Here is a 21,252-nt window from a genome sequence, read left to right as displayed (position 1 = left end):
CCTAGCTGGAATAAAGCACCACGGCCGCGCGAGCCTTGCTGCGGCCGAAGCAGCTCATCTGTTCGAACTCGGCATGACTCACGGGAATGTGCTGGCAGTCCAGCGGCTCGCGATATTTGCTGTGATCGACATCCGGGTCATGCAGATAGACGAAGTCCTCGTCGCAATCGGTGATCACTACCCAGTGTGGAATCTTGGTGCGGGTCAGCCGGTAGCTGCTGATCAATACCAGCGGCTGGCCGCCGACGCGCAACGTGCCGGCGATATCGAGCCGGTCGACCAGCAGTTGCTCGACACTGCTTTCGGCCAGCGCGGCGCTGAAATCCTCGTGGACCAGGCGCATCACGTCGCGCTTTTCCGCACTGCGTACGCCATCGAGGAACAGCGGTCCGTCCTCGGAGAGCTGCAGGCGCACGCGAAAGCCCCTGCGCCAGGCGGCCAGCGCCAACCCTTGCGGGCTGCAGCCGCCATGGCCGGCCGTCATATAGATGGTGGTGGCTTCGCGCCACAGGCGTAGTTCCTCGCGGCGTTCCAGCGCGCGTTGCGGCTCCAGCGCGCCCATGGCCATCAGCAGGCAGGCGGGGCCGCAGGTGAACTCGGTGGTTTGCCGATAGAACGGCACATGCCGCGGCAGGCGTTCGCTGACCTGGCGGATGCGCTTCTCGAAGCGCAGCGCTTCGCCGTGGTCCTCGTAATAGTCGGCCACCTTGGCGAACGGTCGATAGCCGTTGCGTTCGTACAGGGCGATTGCGCCGCGGCTGTCCGGACTCACTTCCAGGCGCATATAGGCGCAATCGTGAGCGAGGGCTTCGGTTTCGGCGGCCTCCAGCAGCTTCTGGCCAAGGCCGATGCCGCGCGCGCGTTCCTCCAGGGCGATCGAGTAGAGCCGTGCCAGCGAAGTGCCCTGATGAAACAGGACCAGCACATAACCCAGCAGAACTGCATCGGCTTCGGCGACGATCAGCGCGGACTTCCCGTGGCTGAGCAGCCATTGGAAGTTCCGCCGGGCGAGGCGGTCGTGCTCGAAACAACGGTTCTCCAGTTCGACCAGGGCGTCGAGGTCGTCGAGACTGGCGGCACGCAATTGAAGGTTCATGGCGGTCCGTTGATGGGTGCGAAAGGCGCTGCCTTCACATGCACTGGAGTGAGCCAGTGGGGCCACGACAGCAACTGCCCGAGCGTGGCCGAGGATCGAACGCAATGTCGGACGAGTATTGTCCCTGATCGGAGTAGGGGCAAGCTGGCTGCATTACCTATAGTCACCAGGGAATGGTGGCGGGATGCCATTTTTTATCGGCTGCAAACCCTTGATCTGAATCAAGCTTAAACGGTTCAGCAAGCACATTATTCGATGGACGGTACTGTCCGGTGTCAAAAAATTGCTACCGTTAACTGCAGGCGCGCCAAGCAGCTGTTTTTATAGTTATTTTTAATAAGGAGCGTCAAGGAATGAGCCATGCTCGACAATGTTGCGAATTTTCGCCGCCTGCTGGTAGTCGATCCCTGTGACGACTGCCGGAAGCTGCTGCCAGGACTACGCATAGCAGGTTGGGAAGTCGATAGCTGTGCTCTGGACTCTGCGTCCGATCGAAGTTGCGATGTCGGCATGCTGCGCCTGCATCACGGGCACCTGGAGCGTCCCGATCGGGTCAGGGAGCTGATCAGCCGCAGCGGCGCCGAATGGATCGCGGTGCTCAGCCAGGATGTGCTCAACACTCAGGATGTCGGTGATTTCGTCTGTGAGTGGTTCTTCGATTTCCATACCTTGCCTTTCGATGTCGCGCGGGTGCAGGTCACCCTCGGTCGTGCCTACGGCATGGCTCGTCTGCGTGATCGCCGCAGCCTCTATCGCGACGCGCAGCAGGACGAGCTGCTTGGCGAAAGCCGCGCGGTGCGGGAATTGCGCGGTTTGCTGGCGAAACTCGCACCCACCGAGTCGCCGATACTGATCCGTGGTGAAAGCGGCACCGGAAAGGAGCTGGTGGCGCGTACGCTGCACCGGCTGTCGCGCCGTGCCGGCAAGCCGTTCGTGGCGATCAACTGCGGAGCGATTCCCGAGCATCTCATCCAGTCCGAACTGTTCGGCCATGAGAAGGGCTCCTTCACCGGGGCGCACCAGCGCAAGATCGGCCGCTTCGAACAGGCCAACGGCGGCATGCTGTTCCTCGACGAGATCGGCGACCTGCCGCTGGAACTGCAGGCCAACCTGCTGCGCATCCTCCAGGAGAAACAGATCGAGCGGGTCGGCGGCAGCGAACCGATTCCCGTGGACGTGCGGGTGCTTGCCGCGACCCATGTCGACCTCGAGTCCGCCATTTCCTCGGGGCGTTTCCGCGAAGATCTCTACTACCGACTGAATGTCCTGCAGGTTTCGACTGCGCCGCTGCGCGAACGCGTCGGCGACCTGCCGGTGCTGGCGAACCATTTCGCCCATTTCTACAGCGTCGAGATCGGCCGGCGGGCACGCCGCTTCAGCCAGGATGCTCTGGCGGCGATGGCCGAACACGATTGGCCGGGCAACGTGCGCGAACTGGCCAACCGTGTGCGCCGCGGACTGGTGCTGGCGGAGGGCCGGGAGATCGAGGCGAGCGACCTGGGACTGGAGCGCGCCAAGGACAAGCCGGCGCAGCCGACTCTCGTTCCCCTGGAGGACTACAAGCTTGGCGCCGAACGCCAGGCCATGTGCGATGCGCTGGCCTTGTACGGCGACAACCTGAGCGTCGCGGCACGCATGCTCGGTATCTCCCGGCCAACGCTGTATCGTCTGCTGCACAAGCATCATCTGCGCTGAGCTTCTCTTCACATGCCGCGTGTTGGCCGCGGTATGACGGATTTCCCGCTCTCCGGGTGCCTCTTCCGTGCCCGCATCATCCGGCTTTAGCGACGTAGCATTGCGCCGTCGCCGGATGGGGCGGGACACGTAGTCTGAACGAAGGGATAACCGTCGCCTCTGCATGGGTGTCGCTTCGCTCAACCCATCCTGCTTTGCTGGCCGCACTTCTCCCGCCGGGGGAGAGGTGCGGCCATGCGCGGCTCAGAAGTAGTAGGGGAATTTGATGCTGAAGCTGAAGTCCGGGGCGTCCGGGGTGAGGCCGATGGAGAGGTTGGGCACCACGGTGAGTTTCGGGCTCAGCGCGTAGGTCAGGCCCCAGTTGAAGTAGCCGGCGTTGTAGTCGCTGCCGGTGATGCTCTGCCAGTCCTGGCCGTCGGGTTTTATCTTGCTCTTGCGGGCGATGAGGTCGGAGAAGGAGAACGACATGCTCATCCGCTCGTTGAGGGCGAAAGCCACGCCGGCGCCGATCTGGAACCAGTCGCCGAGATCGACCTTGCCGCCGAGCTTGGTGCCCTGCTGCGCGCTGATGTCGCTGAACGATTCCTCCAGGTTGTAGGTGTACGACAGGCTGCCGAACAGGACGGCCGGGTCGACGGTCTTGACCAGCGAGATGCCGGGCGTGATCGACCACACGCCATTGCCGGTGGGCAACTCCTCGGGAACGTTGAGATTGTCGTTGCCGGCCACGGGGACCAGCTTGATGCCGTACGGGTCCTTGCCGGTCGGCGCCTTGACCCGCAGGCTGAGCACGGCGTCCGGGCGTGTCTCGGTTTCGTTGAGGAACCGCCAGGCGACGCCGACGTTGACGTCTCCGATTTCCGGGTCGCGGGTAACTGTCTCGTCGGACGACTGCGACGTGGAGTTGCCGGCGCCGGCGGATTCGTAGGTGCTCTCGCGGTAGACCACCGGTACGTTGATATCGAACTGCCAGTTGTTCGCGTTGTAGCGACCGGTCAGGTCCAGGGTCCAGGTGTCGGCATTGATGTTGTCGACGCCGATATTGCCGAGAAAGATCGTATCCAGCGCCAGGAAGCCGTTGAGGATCAGCTGCCTCGAGTCGTAGTGGCTATAGGTGAGCCCGGTTTCGAAACTGAACCGGCCGGCGCCGAAGAAACCGCTGGCCTCGTCGTAGATGTTCTCCACGCTCTTCGGCGGCTCGGCGTCCTCCTGCAGGGACTGGCCGTAGGAGCTGGAAGTGCCGGGAGGCGTGGGTTTGCCGGTCGAAGTGACCAGGCGCTTGGGTTGCGGCGGGCCGGACGGCTGGTCCTCGACCTGGCGCACGCGCTGTTCGAGGACCATCAGCGCCTTCTGCTGGGTTTCGTAGCGTTGCTTCAGTTCGAGCAACTCGCGCTTGAGGGCCTCCACCTCGTCCGGCGTCGCCGCGGCGACGAAGGACGGAGGGAGGAGTGCGGCCACACAGATGGCCAGGCGTAGGGGAAGCGATCGATGCATGGCGAGACGTCCCATTCCCATTGTTATATTCGCAGTCGCCCGGGACTTATCCCGGGCTCACATACCCATGGCGCGCAATCCTCGTAGCTGCGCGATGTTCTGGTCCATGGCCGCCCCGCTGGCCGGTGCGTTGTCGCGCAGCACGACGCCGAGCTGGGTCAGGTTGCTGACCTGGTTGCCGGCGCCGATCAGGTTGGTCGCCTGGAACAGCCCCCCGGCCGCGAGTTTCTGTACGCTGCTGCCCTGGCCGTTGGCCTGGATGGCAAGCTGTACGCCGCCACCGGACGGGCTCACGGTGATGGTGCCGGCGCTGTTCGAACGGCTGACCGAATCGCCCAGCGGCTGGCCCGGATCGCTCGATGCGGGCGCCGTGCCGTTGCGGCTGATGTCGATGCTGACGTTATTGTAGGCGGTATTGTAGTCGCCGGCTGAGCGCACGCTCTGGGTCACGCCGCTGGTCTGGTTCAGCCCGGCGCCGCCACTGACGCTGCCAGTGCCGGCAGTCGGGGTCGGACCGTCGCCGGCCGCGTCGTAGGTAGTCACGTAGAACTGCGGCTTGATGGTGGTGTGCTGCATCTGCATCTGCACTTTGGCGCCGATGCTTTCTCCGGCGGAGTTCTTCCAGGTGCTACTCATGATGACGCCGAAGCTGACTATCCGCCCCGGCAGCACATAGCGGCCGCGCAATTGCGCCAGTTCCTGGTCCTTCAGTTCGATCGGCTTGAACAGGCTCTCCGCCTGGGCCGGAACGCCGACAGCCAGGCAGAGGGCGGTCAGCAGTGAGATGGTCTTCATGTTCGACTCCCTGGATTGTGTCCCTCCGGCCTAGAAGAAATCGCTCTGGATGAACCCGAACTCCATGAGTTCGGCGTCCTTCACCGGGTAGAAGGCGCTCCGGCGGTCCCTGGCCGTCAGTGGATCGGGGGGGGAGAGCAGGGCGTTGGCCTTGTCGTAGCCAGGCCCGATGATGGCGAAGATGATGCCGTTCCAGCCCTTGAGGAAATCCTCCTCGCGGTAACGCTTGTGTCCCAGCACCGGGTCGCCGATGTAGACGTAGCCGTTCTGCGTCCGTTGCAGCACGACGAAATGCTTGTAGCCGCGCACGTCCATCAGCACGATCACCGGGATGCTGACCTTGCGCAGCGAACTGGCGTTGACCCGGTAGCCGCGGGCACGCATGCCGATGCTTTCGACGTAGCGCTTCATGTCGAGCATGGAGAAACCCTTGACCCGCACCATGTCCGGATCGGCTTCCATGAGCATGCCCTTGATGACGAATTCCTCGTCGACATCCAGTTGGTAGCCCTGGCGCAGGATGGTCGCCAGCGAGGCGGCGCCGCAGCTGAAATCGGTTTTCTGTTCCACCAGGTTGGCGAAGCGCCGTTCGCGGATGCTTTCCACCTTCTTGAAGGCCATGGCCCCGCCCGGCAGGACGGCGAAGGGAAGCTGCGTGGCCTGGACCGCGACGGGCAGTGCGGCGAGCAGCAGAAGGGCGAGCGTACGCATGGTCGTGAGGCCCGTGTCGGCTCCTGGAAAGTAGGAGGCTCCGTTTCCGGAGCCTCCAGTTCGAGTTACAGGCAGGATTGGCAGGCAGCGATCGACAGCGAGTTCGCTTGCTGGTTGCCGACACCGGCTGCAACGTTGGCGCCGACGTTACCCGATGCGTTGTTCAGCGAACCGCTGACTGTTGCATCGTTGGTCACGACGTTGGTGAAGCCGGTCGGAACCAGTACCTGATAGGTAGCGGTGCCGCTCAGCTCGAAGGTGCCAGCTTCCTTGAAGTACAGCGGGTCCTTGTCGACTTTGTCCTTGCCGCGATGGCCGCGTTCTTTGTCGTCGATGACTACGCCCGAACCCCAACCCTTGTAGGTGCCTTCCGCCTCGAAGCGGGCGCGCAGGGTTTCCTTCTCGAAGGTTGCCACACCGAGGTTGCTGACGACGTTGCCGGTCGACTCCTGATTGACCGGGCCGCTGGCGATGGCATAACGACCGCCGGAGGAAGCGGCTGCCATCATGTTTTTCTGTTGGTTGAAGTCGCCGGCGGCAACGTTGACGCCCACGTTACCCGACGAATCGTTGGCCGAACCGTCCAGGGTGGCACTGTTGGTGGTGGAGATATTGACTGCGATGTTGTCGTGCTGGCTCTGATTGGCATCGGTGGACGCATAGGATCCGCCAAAGATCCATTCTGCATCGGAGCTGGCGATCGCGGCTTCGTTGTCCTGCTGGTTCATGTCGCCGGCAGCCACGTTCAACCCTGCGTTGCCTTCGGCGTCGTTGAGCGAGTCGCTGACATCTGCGGTGTTTTCGGTGCCCTGGTTGAGCACGAAGTTGTCGTAGTTGTCCTGCTGGTCATTCAGCGTGGCGGACGCAGTGGCGAAGAACCTTGGATCCTTGTGCGGGTCCTTCGGTTGTTGTTGATGATGGCCATTGTTGTGGTGGTGGTCATTTCCCCGCCGTTCATCCGCCTGTATAGCTACAGCCATGACCGCTGCTACGGCGAAAACCAGAGGCTTGATAGCCATTGATGGTTTCATGGTGTGTCTCCTTGCTTGCTAGCGTGTTTAGTGTTCCTGTTTGTTGGTTTGGGTCAGTCGACCCGGATGCTCAGGGTGTTGCCCATACGATTCCCCACCCCGGCACTCTGGTTCAGCTGGACCACGCCTCGGCTGCCGACGAATGCCTGGTCGCTGGTAACGACCTGCCGATTGCCTGTTGCGGAGCTCCCTGAACCGGAGTCTTGCGACAGCGTCACGTTCTGCTGCGAGAGCATGCTGTCGTCGATGCTTTGCACGACCGCGCCAATGCTGATGCGCATGACGTTGGCCTGCTGGTTGGCGGCCCCGGCAGACTGGTTCACGCCCAGTGCGCCGCTGCCATTGGTGAATGAACGGCCATCGATATTCACTGCAGCCGCCTGCCTCAGATCGGCAGAGGTCAGCACACGCTGGCGGACATCGGTACTCGCTTGTCCTGGTGCGCCGTTGGCGATGGCGCGGGCGTTGGCCTGTTGCTGCTGGTCGCCGGCGGCCTGGTTGAGGCTGAAGTTGCCGTTGTAGCTGGCGCCGGTGTTGTCGATGGTCGAGGTATTGATGCTGTCCGCGTGGGCCGCGCCGCAAAGAAGCAGGGCGAGCGGCAGAAGGCTGGCTTTCATCTCAACGGTCCCCTCCGGTCAGGATGCCCAGTGGCGCCAGTCCGCGCTGGATCGAGTTGTTGACCGTGTTGGCGATGCCTGAGCCAGCTCGTCCGGAGCTGCCTCCGCCGACGATGGTCTGCTGCAGGTTCTGGTTGTTGGTGTTGTTGTTCAGGCCGGGGATGTTGCCGCCGGGCAGCACATGGCGCTCGATGCCGGCGCCGCTGGTGATGCCGGCGAAGTCGTTGTCGGTGAGTTCGGTGCTGTTGGTCATCCTGATGACCATTTCCGACCGGTTCGGATTGACGGTGGTCGGATTCGGGTCGGGTACCATGACGGGGCTGGTGGCGACCCGTGGCTGGACCTGGCGATGCAGGACGATGGTGCCGTCGCCGGCCGCTTCGGCGGTCGAATAGAGTGGAGCACTGGCCACGCCGGCGAGGGCGATGCACAAGACGACAGTCCGTGAGTCGATGATCTCCATGATTCTCTGCTCCTGTGTTGCGGCACTGGGTCCTTTCCAGCGATACCGGGATAGAGCAGTTGTCGTGCCGGAATTGGTTTTTTCTTGTTAATCAGTCAGTTGGATTGGCTTCCTGCAATTCGTTGGTAAGTCCATGTACTCCGCCTGAAACAATCCTGGCAACTCGGTCAAATGGCTCGAAGCGGCATTGGCCGTGGTTCTGGGCAGGGCGGCCATCACCTGTATCACTGCTTTGACAGATTTCGACTATGTAACGGGGATTCCCCGAATTCCGTGGGCTGGAGCAGGGGGCAGGTGTTTCACCAGAGCAACACTCGGGGTGTAAATAGCGACATGATTGACCCGGGTGCCATTGCGTTGGCATCAGAATGCTGTCGCTTTGGGAGTAGTCCGGGCGGGAGAAAAATTTGGTTACACCTGCGCCGAGGGCCGGCCGATGCAGTAGGATTACCGGTCTTTGTCCCGCTTCGTGTGCCTTGGGGAAGGCGTGTCACGAAGGATGGGGCGTTCATTCGACTAGGCGGAACTGTCCGCGCGGGGGAGCTGTATGGAGTTGTGGAGTGCCTTCCAGGCATTCGTGCTGGGGGTGATAGAGGGACTTACCGAGTTTCTGCCGGTGTCCAGTACCGGGCACCAGATCATCGTCGCCGACTTGCTCGGCTTCGTCGGCGAACGCGCACAGGCGTTCAATATCATCATCCAGCTGGCTGCCATCCTGGCGGTGGTATGGGAGTTCCGCGGGAAGATCATCGAGATCGTGCGCGGCCTGCCCACCCAGCGGCCGGCGCAGCGTTTCACCGCCAACCTGCTGATCGCCTTCTTCCCGGCAGTGGTCCTTGGCGTGGCCTTCGCCGATGTGATCCACCACTACCTGTTCAACCCGATCACCGTGGCGGCTGCGCTGGTGGTGGGCGGTGTGGTGATGCTCTGGGCCGAGCGGCGCGAGCATGTGATCCGCGCCGAACATGTCGACGACATGACCTGGAAGGACGCCCTCAAGGTCGGCTGTGCGCAGTGCCTGGCGCTGGTTCCGGGCACCTCGCGCTCCGGTGCGACGATCATCGGCGGGCTGCTGTTCGGCCTGTCGCGCAAGGCGGCCACGGAGTTTTCCTTCTTCCTGGCGATGCCGACCATGGTCGGCGCGGCGGTGTACTCCGGCTACAAGTATCGCGAATTGTTCGAGCCCAGCGATTTGCCGGTGTTCGCCGTCGGCTTCGTCACTTCCTTCATCTTCGCCATGATCGCGGTGCGCGGGCTGCTCAAGTTCATCGCCAACCACAGCTACGCCGTCTTCGCCTGGTACCGCATCGCCTTCGGCGTGCTGATCCTGGCGACCTGGCAGTTCGGCCTGATCGACTGGAGCACGGCGCAGCATTGAGCGAGCGCAACGGAGTAGTCAGCCGCTGGGATGACGCCAAGGGCTTCGGCTTCATCCGCCCGCAATCCGGCGGCGAGGAAGTCTTCCTGCACATCTCGGCGTTTCGCGGTGATCGTCGGCCAGTGAGTGGCGATCAGGTCTGCTTCGTGCCGGGTACGGATCGCCAGGGTCGTCCGCGCGCCGAGCATGCGCGGCTGGCCGGGTTGGCGGTCGACTCCCCGGAAATTCGCCGCAAGCCGCAGGCGCCGGTGACGCGGGAAAAGGTCCGTGCCGGCCGCAAGCTGGCCGAGCAGCGCCCGCAACGGCATGTCGCCCGCGTGCTGCCGGTGCTGGCCGTCCTGCTGGCGCTGCCGCTGGCCGGCGCCGTGGTCTGGCTGGCGCAGGGGCGCGTCTGGTGGGTGCCGTTGCTCTATCCGCTGCTCAGCGTCGTCGCCTTCCTCGCCTACTGGCGCGACAAGAGCAGCGCCCGGCAGGGTGCCTGGCGCACGCCCGAGCAGACCCTGCACCTGCTCGAAGTGCTGGGCGGCTGGCCGGGCGCCTTGCTGGCCCAGCAGGTGTTCCGGCACAAGACGCGCAAGGCGTCTTACCAGATCGTGTTCTGGGCCATCGTCGTGCTGCACCAACTGTTCTGGGGCGACTGGCTCAGCGGCGGGCGGCTGCTGGCCATGCTCGGCATTCCCGCCTTCTCATAACGGGCGGTCGCTGCGGCCGAACTGCTCGGCGAGATAGTCGAGCAGCGCCCTGACCGCCGGCAGCACGCCGCGGCGATGCGGGTAGACCGCCTGCAGGAAGGCATCTGGCTGGTTCCATTCCGGCAGCACCTGTAGCAGCCGTCCATCGGCCAGTTCCGCTTCGCAGTAGTTCAGCGGCAGGGCCGTCACCCCGAGGCCGGCCAGCGCCACGTTCTTGCGCAGGTTGAAATCCTCCGCCGCCAGCCGCGCCTCCAGGGCTATCTCGCAGTGGGCGCCGTCCGGGCCGCAGAGGCTCAGGTGAACCTTGCGGTCGTTCCCGATGGCGCCGAGCATCGGCAGGCTGGCCAGCTCCGCCGGCTCTCTCAGCTGCACACCTCGCAGCAGCTCCGGCGTGGCCACCAGTATGGTCTTCGCCGGACGCAGGCGACGGCTGATCAGCGAAGGATCTTCGTCCCCGGGAGAACGCACGCGCAGCGCCACGTCGACGCCTTCGTTGACCAGGTCGACGCGGCGGTTGGTCAGCAGCAGCTCCAGGTTCACCTGTGGATAGCGGGCGAGGAATCCCGGCAGCATCTCGTTGAGCGAGGTTTCCGCCAGGGCTATCGGGCTGGACAGCTTGACCCTCCCGCGCGGTTCGGCGCTCAGTTGCGCGACCACCTCGTCGGCCATTTCCGCTTCCACCAGCATGGCCTGGCAGTGCCTGTAATAACGCTCGCCGATATCGGTAAGGGCCAGCTTGCGCGTGGTGCGCTGCAGCAGACGAGCGTTCAGGCGCGCCTCCAGCTCCGCCACCCGTCGCGACAGCCGCGACTTTGGCAGACCCAGCTCGCGCCCGGCTGCGGCGAACCCACCGGCTTCCACCACCTTGGCGAAGTAGTACAGGTCATTGAGATCCTGCATGGGATTGTCCTGCTGATGAGACGATGCATCGCATTTTTGCGGACTTATCGTCGATTGGCTACATCGGTAGCCTTGTCAGCAAGTCAGCAGTGACGACCAATTACCGGGAGACCAGCATGAAACTTCTGCACATCGATTCCAGCATCCTCGGCGACGCCTCCGCTTCGCGCCAACTCAGCCGCGAAGTCGTGGACGCCTGGCGCGCCGCCGAAGCGGGCCTGCAGGTGACCTACCGTGACCTGGCCGCCGACGCCATCAGCCACCTGTCCGCCGCCAGCCTGGTCGCCGCCGGCACCCCGGCCGAACTGCGCGACGCTGCGCAGAAGCACGAAGCGGCGCTGGGCGAAAACAGCATCGAGGAGTTCCTGGCTGCCGACGCCATCGTCATCGGCGCGCCGATGTACAACTTCACTATCCCCAGCCAGTTGAAGGCCTGGATCGACCGCATCGCCGTAGCCGGCAAGACCTTCCGCTACACCGAGAACGGCCCGGTCGGCCTGGCGGGCGGCAAGAAGGTGATCATCGTCTCCACCGCCGGCGGCCTGCACGCCGGTCAGCCCAGCGGCGCGGCCCACGAGGATTACCTGAAGCTGGTGCTTGGTTTCGTCGGCATCACCGACATCGAAGTAGTGCGTGCCGAAGGCCTGGCCTACGGTGAGGAGCCGCGTAAACAGGCGATCAGTGCCGCCCGGCAGCGCATCGCTGAAGAGTTCGTCGCTGCCTGATTGCGGTTGGTGCGAATGAAAAAACGCCGCCCCTGATGAAGGGGCGGCGTTTTTTGTTTTGGCTATGAGTTGCCTGGTTCCCTCACCCTAACCCTCTCCCAACGGGAGAGGGGACTGTCCGGGGGTATCGGTCGGCACGGCATGCATCCCAACGCCGTTGTACCCCCTCTCCCTCCGGGAGAGGGCAGGGGTGAGGGTTGCCTCAGGCAATCACCATTAGACGACCACACCCTGGCTGCGCAGGTAATCGTCGTAGCTGCCGCTGAAGTCGGTCACGCCGTTCTCGCTCAGCTCGATGATGCGGGTCGCCAGGGAGGAGACGAACTCGCGGTCGTGGCTGACGAAGATCAGCGTGCCCGGGTAGTTCTCCAGCGCCAGGTTGAGCGACTCGATGGATTCCATGTCCAGGTGGTTGGTCGGTTCGTCCATCACCAGTACGTTGGGCTTCTTCAGGATCAGGCGGCCGAACAGCATGCGGCCCTGTTCGCCACCGGAGATCACCTTCACCGACTTCTGGATCTCGTCGTTGGAGAACAGCATGCGGCCGAGGGTGCCGCGTACCAGTTGCTCGCCGCCCTGGGTCCACTGGGCCATCCAGTCGAACAGGTTCATGTCGTCGGCGAAATCGTCGGCATGGTCCTGGGCGAAGTAGCCGACGTCGGCGCTGTCGGTCCACTTCACCTCACCGCTGTCCACCGGCAGCTCACCGACCAGGGTGCGCAGCAGGGTGGTCTTGCCGATGCCGTTGGGACCGATGATGGCGATGCGTTCGCCGGCCTCGACCTGCAGGCTGAGGTTCTTGAACAGCGGGTTGCCGTCGTAACCCTTGCTGATGCGCTCGACGGTCACCGCCTGGCGGTGCAGCTTCTTGTACTGCTCGAAGCGGATGAACGGGCTGACGCGGCTGGACGGCTTGACCTCTTCCAGCTGGATCTTGTCGATCTGGCGGGCGCGGCTGGTGGCCTGCTTGGCCTTGGAGGCGTTGGCCGAGAAGCGGCTGACGAAGGTCTGCAGTTCGGCGATCTGTGCCTTCTTCTTGGCATTGTCGGAGAGCAGGCGCTCGCGGGCCTGGGTCGCCGCGGTCATGTACTCGTCGTAGTTGCCGGGGAACAGGCGCAGCTCGCCGTAGTCCAGGTCCGCCATGTGCGTGCAGACGCTGTTCAGGAAGTGGCGGTCGTGGGAAATGATGATCATGGTGCTGTTACGCGCCGTGAGGATGCTTTCCAGCCAGCGGATGGTGTTGATGTCCAGGTGGTTGGTCGGCTCGTCGAGGAGCAGCACGTCCGGATCGGAGAACAGCGCCTGGGCCAGCAGCACGCGCAGCTTCCAGCCGGGGGCGACGGAACTCATCGGGCCGAAATGCTGGTCCAGCGGAATGCCCAGACCGAGCAGCAGCTCACCGGCGCGGGATTCGGCGGTGTAGCCGTCGAATTCGGCGAACTGGACTTCCAGCTCGGCCACGGCCATGCCGTCGTCTTCGCTCATTTCCGGCAGGGAGTAGATGCGGTCGCGCTCGGCTTTCACGTTCCACAGCTCGGTGTGACCCATGATCACGGTGTCGATGACCGAGAAATCTTCATAGGCGAACTGGTCCTGGCGCAGCTTGCCCAGGCGCACGTTGTTTTCCAGCATCACCTGGCCGGAGCTTGGCTCGAGGTCGCCGCCGAGGATCTTCATGAAGGTCGACTTGCCGCAACCGTTGGCGCCGATCAGGCCGTAGCGGTTGCCGTTGCCGAACTTGACGGAGACGTTTTCGAACAGCGGCTTTGCGCCGAACTGCATGGTGATGTTTGCTGTGGAGATCAAGGGGTATACCTGGGTATGTCGGGTGGCGTATCGCCGGTGCGGCATGCAGCGCGGCGCAAAAAACGCGGGATGATACCACCTGGGCGACCGCTCCGCAGCCGATCCGGGATGATCGGAAGCGGCAGGCCATACTGCTAGCAATGATGTGCAGTGTTTTCCGGGGCGCGACCGACGACCGGTAGGGTGAAGTGAAGGAAGATGTTTACGGCTGTTGAAGATATTGAACGGCTGCTTCAGAATTTCCGGCCTGATATGTCGGGGGAGGCAGTATGAAAATTCTGGACGAGCACAATGACCTGAAGCACAACCTGGAGCAGGTGAGCGGAAAGAACATCACCATCGTCTCGGGTTTTGCCAGTGGCACCGAGCCTCTGATCGATACCCTGCTGGCCAGCGGCAACCGGGTCGACATGCTGGTCGGCACCGTCAATTCCTTCACTTCGCCGGACTTCATCGAGCACTGCCTGCGCCACGCGGATGCCGGGCTGACGCTGTCGGTGGATTTCCGCTACCAGGCCAGCGTCAACTGGAAGCTGGTCCTGATCGAGCCGGACGTGGTGATCGTCGGCTCCGCCAATTTCACCGATGTGGGCCTGGGTCTCAGCCGCGATACCTGCGTGCTGATCGAGGATGCCGGTCTGTACGCCGGCTATCTGGCCAAGGTCGCCGCGCTGAAGGCGACCGGGGGCGTGCTGCTCTGCAGCGAGTCGCAGCGATTCGACGATGAGCTGGATGCCTACCGCCAGGTGCACCTGCGCATGCAGGCCGGCCTGGCGCGTAGTTCGCAATACCTGGACGGCGAGAGCTGGCTGGCCGACGAGACCAACCAGAGCATTCCGCTGTTCATCTGGTACAGCGACCATTCGGAACAGTCGGAAGACGAGGCGCGTGCCCACCTGCGCTCCAGCAGCGACGGCGTGGCCTGGGACGACGTGCGCGAGTTCTTCACCTACGAGTGCGCCGAAGGCGCGCTGCCGTACGAGGAGGGCGACGTCGTGCTGACGGCGCGTTGCAATGGCTCGCACATCGGCTTCTACACCTTCGACCGCATCCTCTACCGCAACGGCACCTACTACATCTACGCCTACCGCAAGACGCGCTATGCGCAGCCGTTCAGGCTGGACGACGCCAGGGAGCGCCTGCGCGATGCGATTCCCCACTGGTATGAGGACTGCAAGACTGCAGTCACCCGTTCCGACATCGCACGGATGATCGAGTGATTGCCAGTGCGCAATGAAAAACGCTCCGGGGAATTTTCTCCTGCGTGGAACGTGAATTCGTAGGTTGGGCTGAGGCACGAAGCCCAACGATCCAGCCCGATGGTTGCTGATGTTGGGCTTCGCAGGCTCAGCACCAACCTACGCAACAAAAAACGCCCCGGGCATATGCCGCGGGGCGTTTTTGCTTTGGTCGCGAACCTTACAGCATTAGAAGATGCTGATCGGGTACTCGACGAAGGCGCGGACTTCGTTGCCGTCCGAGTTGTAGGCGCTGGCGTCGTTGGAGACGCGGACCCACGAGCTGCGCAGACGCAGGCTCAGGTTCTTGGCCGGGCCGTCCTGTACCACGTACTGCAGTTGGTTGAAGATTTCGCGCTCGGTGCCATCGCTGGTGTCGGCGGTGCGGATGTTGTCGCCGCGCACGTAGGCCACGCGGTAGCTCAGGCCCGGCATGCCGTAGGCGCCGAAGTCGATGGCGTAGCTGACCTGCCAGGAGCGCTCGTCCTCGGCGTTGAAGTCCGACCAGTAGGAGTTGGCCAGCCAGATGGTGCTGCCGCCGTCGCCCAGGGCGCCGGTCGGTACGCCGTCGACTTCCTGGTAGAAGCCGTAGTTGTAGCCGGTGTCGCCGGTGCTGCGCTGGTGGGCGAGGGTGAAGGAGTGGGCATCGATCGCGTAGGTCGCGGCCAGGCTCCAGATGGTGTTGTCGCGGTTGCCGCCGTAGAACTGATCGGCGAAGTCGCTATCCAGCTTGGTCTTGTAGCCGTTGAAGTCGAAGGTCAGCGACTCTTTCTCGGCCAGCGGCTGGACGTAGTTCAGGTTGAGGTACTGCTTCTTCGCCACGTCCTCGTTGTCGGAACCGTAGAGCGAGGCGCTGAAGTTGTCGGTGAACTTGTAGCTGCCGCCGAACACGTCGATGCGCTTCAGGTGGCCGCTGTCGGAGCTGGTGGCGCTCTTGCGGACTTCCTGGGTGAAGCGGCCGACGTTCAGCTCCAGGCCTTCGATCTCCTTGGAGGTGATCATGGTGCCGTTGAAGGTTTCCGGCAGCAGGCGGGAGTTGTCGTAGGTCAGCACCGGCAGGGCAGGCATCTGGTCGCCGACCTTGATCACGGTGTTGGAGATGCGCGCCTTGATGGCAGCGCCGCCACGGGACAGGTCGTCGGCAGCGTGGCCGCTGTCACCCTGCTTGAAGAAGTCGATGCCGGCGGCACCGCTGCGGCCCTGGCCGCCGTCCAGACGCACGGCGTACATGCCGAAGGCGTCGACGCCTACACCGACGGTGCCCGGGGTGAAGCCGGAAGTGAAGGTGGCGGTTGCCGCCTGGCCCCACTCTGACTTGTCTTCGGCGCCGTGCTTGAAGTCGCGGTACATGTAGCCATTGCGCAGGAACACGTCCAGGTGGCTGTCTTCAACGAAGCCCTTGGCGTTGGACTGGTCGTCGGCCATCGCCTGGTTGGCGGCGGCGAGGATGCCCAGAGCGAGCAGGCTGATCCGTTTGTTCAACATCTTGTTAGATCCTAATCATTGGTTCGAGCAGAGATGGCTGCGGAAAAAGCATTCCCTTCCCGCGTTTTGCAACGCAGGATTTTCGTCGCCACATGCTGCTAATTGGAGTTATTGGAATGATTCGGAGCCCGTGGCGGACCCCAGCGGGGCGGGATAATAGCAGAAGTGGGAATTTTTCCTTTATTTTCAGCGAGTAGCGGAAAACATCGCTGATATTGCGCGTCGGACGGCAGCTCATGCGGCCTGCGGGCGCTGCCGGAGTCCACTTTTTCTGGAGGATTTTTTCACGAAAGATTGACGCCGCCGCTCCTAGGCTGCCGTCGCTCACCGCCCCACCAGGGCGGATGGGCGACCCGACAGCCCTGGAAGAACCCGCGCAATGCTGAAGATCCGCCCAATCCGGCCCGAATACCTGACTCTGCTCGGCAGCGCATTCCTGCTGCTGGCCTACAACCTGCCCCTGTGGCGACATCTGCTGGAGGTGACCCCGCCGGGCTGGCGCGGGGTTGGGCTGGTGCTGGCATTCGCGGCGCTGCTGTTCGCCTGCTTCAACCTGATCCTCAGCCTGCTCGCCGTTCGCGGCGTGCTCAAGCCGGCGCTGAGCGTGCTGCTGCTGGTCAGCGCCGGCGTGGCCTATTTCATGAACCACTACGGCGTGCTGATCGATGTCGAGATGCTGCGCAATGTCGTGGAGACCGACCCCGCCGAAGTACGCGACCTGCTTTCGTTCAAGCTGGGGGCCTACCTCCTGCTGCTTGGCGTGCTGCCGGCATGGTTGCTCTGGCGTGTGCCGATAGCCTGGCGGAGCTGGCCGCGCGAGCTGCTTGGCAAGGGCTGCATGGCCCTGGCCTCGGTGGCGCTGATCGCCGCAGTGGCGCTGTGCAACTACCAGGGCCTGTCGTCGCTGCTGCGCAATCATCACGAACTGCGCATGCAGGTGGTGCCGAGCAACTATGTGGGCGCGGCGTTCGGCCTGCTGAAGGGCAGGGTGCAGGCCGGGCCGCAGCAGTTGCAGCCGGTCGCTACGGACGCCGTGCGCGCCTCCAGTGGGCAGGACCATCCGCGCAAGTCATTGACGGTGCTGGTGGTGGGCGAAAGCGCGCGGGCGGAGAACTTTTCCCTGAACGGCTATGGCCGCGATACCAACCCACGGCTGCAGGCGGAGCCGGGGCTGATCACCTTCAGCGACGTCCACTCCTGCGGCACGGAAACCGCGGTATCGGTGCCCTGCATGTTCTCAGACCTGACCCGTGCGCATTACAGCGACGGCAAGGCGAAGCATCAGGAAGGGCTGCTCGATGTACTGAAACGCGCCGGCTTCGCGGTGCTCTGGCGCGACAACCAGTCGGGCTGCAAGGGCACCTGCGACCGGGTGGACTTCGAGGAACTGACCCACTCGCGAGACCCGGCATTCTGTGCCAGCGGCGAATGCCACGACGAAGTCCTGCTCAAGGATCTGCAGACCTTCATCGACGGCATCGACCGCGACACAGTACTGGTCCTGCACCAGATGGGCAGCCACGGCCCGGCCTACTTCAAGCGCTACCCGCCGGCCTTCGAGAAATTCACCCCGGTGTGTCGCAGCAGCGACCTCAGCGCCTGCTCGCGGGAGAGCATCGTCAACGGCTACGACAATACGCTGCTGTATACCGACTACGTGCTGTCCAGCCTGATCGACCTGCTGCGCAAGAACGAGAGCCGACTGGATACCGCGATGATCTACCTGTCGGACCACGGCGAATCGCTGGGGGAATACAACCTGTTCCTGCATGGCACGCCGTACCTGCTGGCGCCTGACCAGCAGAAACACGTCGGCATGTTCGCCTGGTTCTCCGAGGGCTACCGGGAGTCTTTCGCCCTCGATGGCACCTGTCTGCGCCAGCGCAGCGGAGAGCCGCTGTCCCAGGACTACCTGTTCCACTCCATGCTCGGCCTGCTGGAGGTGCGCACGCGCACCTACGATCCCGGCCTGGACCTGTTCGCCGCCTGCCGGGAGTCCTCGGTGCGGCAGGCGCTGGCGTTCCAGTAGCGGTCAGCTGCGCAACTCCGGCAGGTCGCGATACAGCTCCAGCGCCTCCGGATTGGCCAGCGCGTCGGTGTTCTTCACCGGCCTGCCGTGCACCACGTTGCGCACCGCCAGCTCGACGATCTTGCCGCTGATGGTGCGCGGGATGTCGGCGACCGCGACGATCTTCGTCGGCACATGGCGCGGCGTGGTGTTGGCGCGGATGACCTGGCGGATGCGCTGCTGCAGTTCGTCGTCCAGCGTCACCCCGTCGCGCAGGCGCACGAACAGCACCACGCGCACGTCGCCCTGCCAGTCCTGGCCGATGGCGATGGACTCCAGCACTTCCTCGACCTTTTCCACCTGGCGATAGATTTCCGCGGTGCCGATGCGCACACCGCCCGGATTGAGCACCGCGTCCGAGCGGCCGTGGATGATCAGCCCGCCGTGGGCGGTTTCCTCGGCGTAGTCGCCGTGGGCCCAGACGCCAGGGAAGGTCTCGAAATAGGCGTGGCGGAATTTCTCGCCATCCGGATCGTTCCAGAAGCTCACCGGCATCGACGGGAAATGCCGGGTGCAGACCAACTCGCCCTTGTCGCCGCGCACAGGCGTGCCGGTGTCGTCCCATACCTCCACCGCCATGCCGAGCCCCTTGCACTGCAACTCGCCGCGCCACACCGGGGCGGTCGGGTTGCCGAGGACGAAGCAGGAGACGATGTCGGTGCCGCCGGAAATGGACGACAGGCAGAGGTCCGTCTTGAACTCGCGGTAGACGTAATCGAAGCTCTCGTGGGCCAGCGGCGAGCCGGTGGAGAGGATTGCCTTCAGGCGTTCCAGCCTGTGCGTGGCGCGCGGCTGCACGCCGGCCTTTTCCAGCCCGGCGATGTACTTGGCGCTGGTGCCGAACACACTGATGCCTTCGGCGTCGATCAGGTCGATCAGGCGTTTCGCTCCCGGGTGGAAGGGCGAGCCGTCATACAGCACCACGGTGGCGCCGATGGCCAGCCCGGAGACCAGCCAGTTCCACATCATCCAGCCGCAGGTGGTGTAGTAGAACAGCGTGTCTTCGGCGCCCAGGTCGGTGTGCAGGCCATGTTCCTTGAAGTGCTGCAGGAGCACGCCGCCGGTGCCGTGGACGATGCACTTGGGCACGCCGGTGGTGCCGGAGGAATAGAGGATGTACAGCGGATGGTCGAACGGCACCGCGACGAACTCCGGCGCGCCGCGGGGCTGGTAGAAGTCCCGCCACATGGTGACGTGGGCGGTGGTCAGATAGTCGCCGAGGCGGGCATCGGGATTGGCGTAGGGCACCACCAGCAGTTGCTGTAGCGAGGGCAGGCACTTGAGGATCTCGTTGAGCTTGCCGGTGAGGTCGAGGGTCTTGCCGGCGTAGCGGTAGCCGGCACAGGCGATCAGTACCTTGGGTTCGATCTGGCCGAAGCGGTCGATCACGCCCTGGGTGCCGAAGTCCGGCGAGCAGCTCGACCAGGTCGCCCCCAGGCTGGTGGCGGCGAGCATGCCGATCACCGTCTGCCAGGTGTTCGGCATGAACGCGGCGACGCGGTCGCCGAGGCCGACGCCGGCCGCGCGCAGGCTCTTCTGCAGGCCGGCGACATGTGCCGCCAGTTCGGCATAGCTGAGCACCTCGCGGCTGCCGTCCTCGCCGATGGCGACCAGCGCGGGATGCCGGTCGCGGCGGTGCAGCAGGTGTTCGGCGAAACTCAGGGTGGCGCCGGGGAACCAGCGCGCGTCCGGCATCGCCGGGCCTTCCTCCAGCACCGCACGCGGCGAGGTACGGAAATTGACGCCGAAGAAATCGACGATCGCCTGCCAGAATTCGGCGCGGCTGGCGATGCTCCAGGCGTGCAGGTCGGCGTAGTCGCGCAGTTGCAGTTCGTGGCGCTGGTTCACATGACGGCGGAAGGCATCCATCCGCGTGGCGGCGATGCGTTCGGGGCTGGGAGTCCAGAGCGGCTGGTTCATCGGCGTCTCCAACGGTACTGCCTATCTTTATAGTGCAATGCCGGTGGCTCGACAGCCCCTGTGCAGGGCGGGTGCAACCCGCCATTTCGCGTTCCCGGCGGGTTGCACCCGCCCTACGGAACTACGTGGCTGGGCCAGTGCGTAGGGTGGACAACGCGAAGCTTGTCCACCGCCCCGCCGCCCCGCGCTTGATGGTGGAAAAGGCTTCGCCGTTTTCCACCCTACGTTCTGCACGAGCGAACCGTAGGAGCGGGCCATGCCCGCGAATCGCGCGCATGGCGCGCTCCTACGAAGAACGCCGGGCAGCTTATTGCGCCACCCACCCCCCATCCATGTTCCACGCCACGCCACGCACCTGGGCGGCGGCATCGCCGCAGAGGAACACTGCCAGTTCGCCGAGCTGTTCCGGGGTGACGAATTCCAGCGATGGCTGCTTCTCCGCCAGCAGGTCGTGGCGCGCCTGCTCCGGCTCGGTGCCGGCGGCGATGCGTGCGTCGATCTGCTTCTGCACCAGCGGAGTCAGCACCCAGCCCGGACAGATGGCGTTGCAGGTGATCGGCGTGGTGGCGGTTTCCAGCGCCACGGTTTTGGTCAGGCCGAGCACGCCGTGCTTGGCCGCGACATAGGCGCTCTTCTGCGCCGAGGCGACCAGCCCGTGGGCCGAGGCGATATTGACGATGCGCCCCCAGCCTTTCCGGCGCATGCCCGGCAGCGCCAGGCGGATGGTGTGGAACACGGCGGACAGGTTGATGGCGATGATCGAGTCCCAGCGCTCCACCGGGAACTCCTCCACCGGCGCCACATGCTGGATGCCGGCGTTGTTGACGAGGATATCGACCCCGCCGAAGTCGCGCTCGGCGTAGGCGATCATTTCGGCGATCTGCTCCGGACTGGAAATGTCCGCCGGATGGTGGCCGACCTTGACGCCGCAGGCGGCGATACTGGCGACGGCGGCCTCGACCTCGCCGAAGCCGTTCAGCACCAGGTTGGCGCCGGCCTCGGCGAGCTTGCGCGCAATGCCCAGGCCGATGCCGCTGGTGGAGCCGGTGACCAGTGCGGTCTTGCCTTTGAGGTTCATGGAAATCTCCTGTGTATCAGAGGGTATTGCGTTGTTCGTGGCTGCCACGTAGGAGCGCGC

Annotated in this window: 18 protein-coding genes; 6 read left to right on the top strand and 12 right to left on the bottom strand. The window is 64.0% G+C overall.

Annotated features, from left to right (window positions below; translation table 11 throughout):
* Position 1: 1 nt before the first annotated feature.
* Entirely contained in the window at positions 2 to 1,096 is a 1,095-nt protein-coding gene (locus tag JFY56_RS09635) for a GNAT family N-acetyltransferase/peptidase C39 family protein (RefSeq protein WP_208313437.1), read from the bottom strand.
* A 360-nt stretch (positions 1,097 to 1,456) separates the two neighbouring features.
* Here JFY56_RS09635 and JFY56_RS09630 point away from each other — a divergent pair, with 360 nt between their 5' ends.
* On the top strand, positions 1,457 to 2,791 hold the full coding sequence (locus JFY56_RS09630) for a sigma-54 dependent transcriptional regulator (protein ID WP_208313436.1): 1,335 nt from the start codon (positions 1,457 to 1,459) through the stop codon (positions 2,789 to 2,791).
* A 243-nt stretch (positions 2,792 to 3,034) separates the two neighbouring features.
* Here the strand turns inward: JFY56_RS09630 and JFY56_RS09625 are convergent, their stop codons facing one another.
* From JFY56_RS09625 to JFY56_RS09600, 6 genes are all read right to left on the bottom strand, one after another.
* Complete coding sequence (locus tag JFY56_RS09625) at positions 3,035 to 4,285, bottom strand: hypothetical protein (RefSeq protein WP_208313435.1); 1,251 nt, start codon at positions 4,283 to 4,285, stop codon at positions 3,035 to 3,037.
* A gap of 57 nt (positions 4,286 to 4,342) precedes the next feature.
* Positions 4,343 to 5,080, bottom strand: a complete 738-nt coding sequence (locus JFY56_RS09620) for a hypothetical protein (protein WP_208313434.1) — start codon at positions 5,078 to 5,080, stop codon at positions 4,343 to 4,345.
* A gap of 30 nt (positions 5,081 to 5,110) precedes the next feature.
* Positions 5,111 to 5,791, bottom strand: a complete 681-nt coding sequence (locus JFY56_RS09615) for a C39 family peptidase (protein ID WP_208313433.1) — start codon at positions 5,789 to 5,791, stop codon at positions 5,111 to 5,113.
* Positions 5,792 to 5,856: 65 nt separating this feature from the next.
* Entirely contained in the window at positions 5,857 to 6,822 is a 966-nt protein-coding gene (locus JFY56_RS09610; RefSeq protein WP_208313432.1) for a heme utilization protein, read from the bottom strand.
* 53 nt (positions 6,823 to 6,875) lie between these two features.
* The gene (locus JFY56_RS09605; RefSeq protein WP_208313431.1) at positions 6,876 to 7,439 is read right to left on the bottom strand and encodes an adhesin; all 564 of its coding nucleotides are present in this window, start codon (positions 7,437 to 7,439) and stop codon (positions 6,876 to 6,878) included.
* A 1-nt stretch (position 7,440) separates the two neighbouring features.
* Positions 7,441 to 7,902 (bottom strand): hypothetical protein, encoded by a 462-nt coding sequence (locus tag JFY56_RS09600; RefSeq protein WP_208313430.1) that lies wholly within the window; start codon positions 7,900 to 7,902, stop codon positions 7,441 to 7,443.
* 547 nt (positions 7,903 to 8,449) lie between these two features.
* Here JFY56_RS09600 and JFY56_RS09595 point away from each other — a divergent pair.
* Positions 8,450 to 9,280 (top strand): undecaprenyl-diphosphate phosphatase, encoded by an 831-nt coding sequence (locus JFY56_RS09595; protein WP_208313429.1) that lies wholly within the window; start codon positions 8,450 to 8,452, stop codon positions 9,278 to 9,280.
* A complete protein-coding gene (locus JFY56_RS09590; protein ID WP_208313428.1) occupies positions 9,277 to 9,972 on the top strand; it encodes a DUF1294 domain-containing protein in 696 nt (231 codons plus the stop codon). Before JFY56_RS09595 ends, JFY56_RS09590 begins: the two co-directional genes overlap by 4 nt.
* On the opposite strand, the gene JFY56_RS09585 is transcribed toward JFY56_RS09590, so the two are convergent.
* Positions 9,967 to 10,872, bottom strand: a complete 906-nt coding sequence (locus JFY56_RS09585; RefSeq protein ID WP_208313427.1) for a LysR substrate-binding domain-containing protein — start codon at positions 10,870 to 10,872, stop codon at positions 9,967 to 9,969. The genes JFY56_RS09590 and JFY56_RS09585 overlap by 6 nt on opposite strands.
* Positions 10,873 to 10,988: 116 nt before the next feature.
* Between JFY56_RS09585 and JFY56_RS09580 the strand changes: the two genes are divergently transcribed.
* Complete coding sequence (locus tag JFY56_RS09580) at positions 10,989 to 11,597, top strand: FMN-dependent NADH-azoreductase (protein WP_208313426.1); 609 nt, start codon at positions 10,989 to 10,991, stop codon at positions 11,595 to 11,597.
* Positions 11,598 to 11,813: 216 nt separating this feature from the next.
* Here JFY56_RS09580 and JFY56_RS09575 read toward each other — a convergent pair whose 3' ends face one another.
* A complete protein-coding gene (locus JFY56_RS09575) occupies positions 11,814 to 13,403 on the bottom strand; it encodes an ABC-F family ATPase (protein WP_208313425.1) in 1,590 nt (529 codons plus the stop codon).
* Between the two features lie 269 nt (positions 13,404 to 13,672).
* Between JFY56_RS09575 and JFY56_RS09570 the strand changes: the two genes are divergently transcribed.
* Positions 13,673 to 14,623: a phospholipase D-like domain-containing protein gene (locus JFY56_RS09570; RefSeq protein ID WP_208313424.1), complete on the top strand. Its 951-nt coding sequence runs from the start codon at positions 13,673 to 13,675 to the stop codon at positions 14,621 to 14,623.
* Between the two features lie 207 nt (positions 14,624 to 14,830).
* On the opposite strand, the gene JFY56_RS09565 is transcribed toward JFY56_RS09570, so the two are convergent.
* A complete protein-coding gene (locus JFY56_RS09565) occupies positions 14,831 to 16,126 on the bottom strand; it encodes an OprD family porin (protein WP_208313423.1) in 1,296 nt (431 codons plus the stop codon).
* A gap of 379 nt (positions 16,127 to 16,505) precedes the next feature.
* Between JFY56_RS09565 and JFY56_RS09560 the strand changes: the two genes are divergently transcribed.
* Positions 16,506 to 18,155, top strand: a complete 1,650-nt coding sequence (locus JFY56_RS09560; RefSeq protein WP_208313422.1) for a phosphoethanolamine transferase — start codon at positions 16,506 to 16,508, stop codon at positions 18,153 to 18,155.
* 3 nt (positions 18,156 to 18,158) lie between these two features.
* Here the strand turns inward: JFY56_RS09560 and JFY56_RS09555 are convergent, their stop codons facing one another.
* Together JFY56_RS09555 and bdhA are read right to left on the bottom strand one after the other, a co-directional pair.
* A complete protein-coding gene (locus JFY56_RS09555; protein WP_208313421.1) occupies positions 18,159 to 20,114 on the bottom strand; it encodes an acetoacetate--CoA ligase in 1,956 nt (651 codons plus the stop codon).
* A 307-nt stretch (positions 20,115 to 20,421) separates the two neighbouring features.
* The gene (gene bdhA, locus JFY56_RS09550; RefSeq protein ID WP_208313420.1) at positions 20,422 to 21,192 is read right to left on the bottom strand and encodes a 3-hydroxybutyrate dehydrogenase; all 771 of its coding nucleotides are present in this window, start codon (positions 21,190 to 21,192) and stop codon (positions 20,422 to 20,424) included.
* Between the last annotated feature and the right edge of the window lie 60 nt (positions 21,193 to 21,252).

Origin of the sequence: Pseudomonas schmalbachii (assembly GCF_017589465.1) — a bacterium.
Lineage (GTDB): Bacteria > Pseudomonadota > Gammaproteobacteria > Pseudomonadales > Pseudomonadaceae > Pseudomonas > Pseudomonas schmalbachii.
This window is presented reverse-complemented; position numbering and strand designations above follow the sequence as displayed.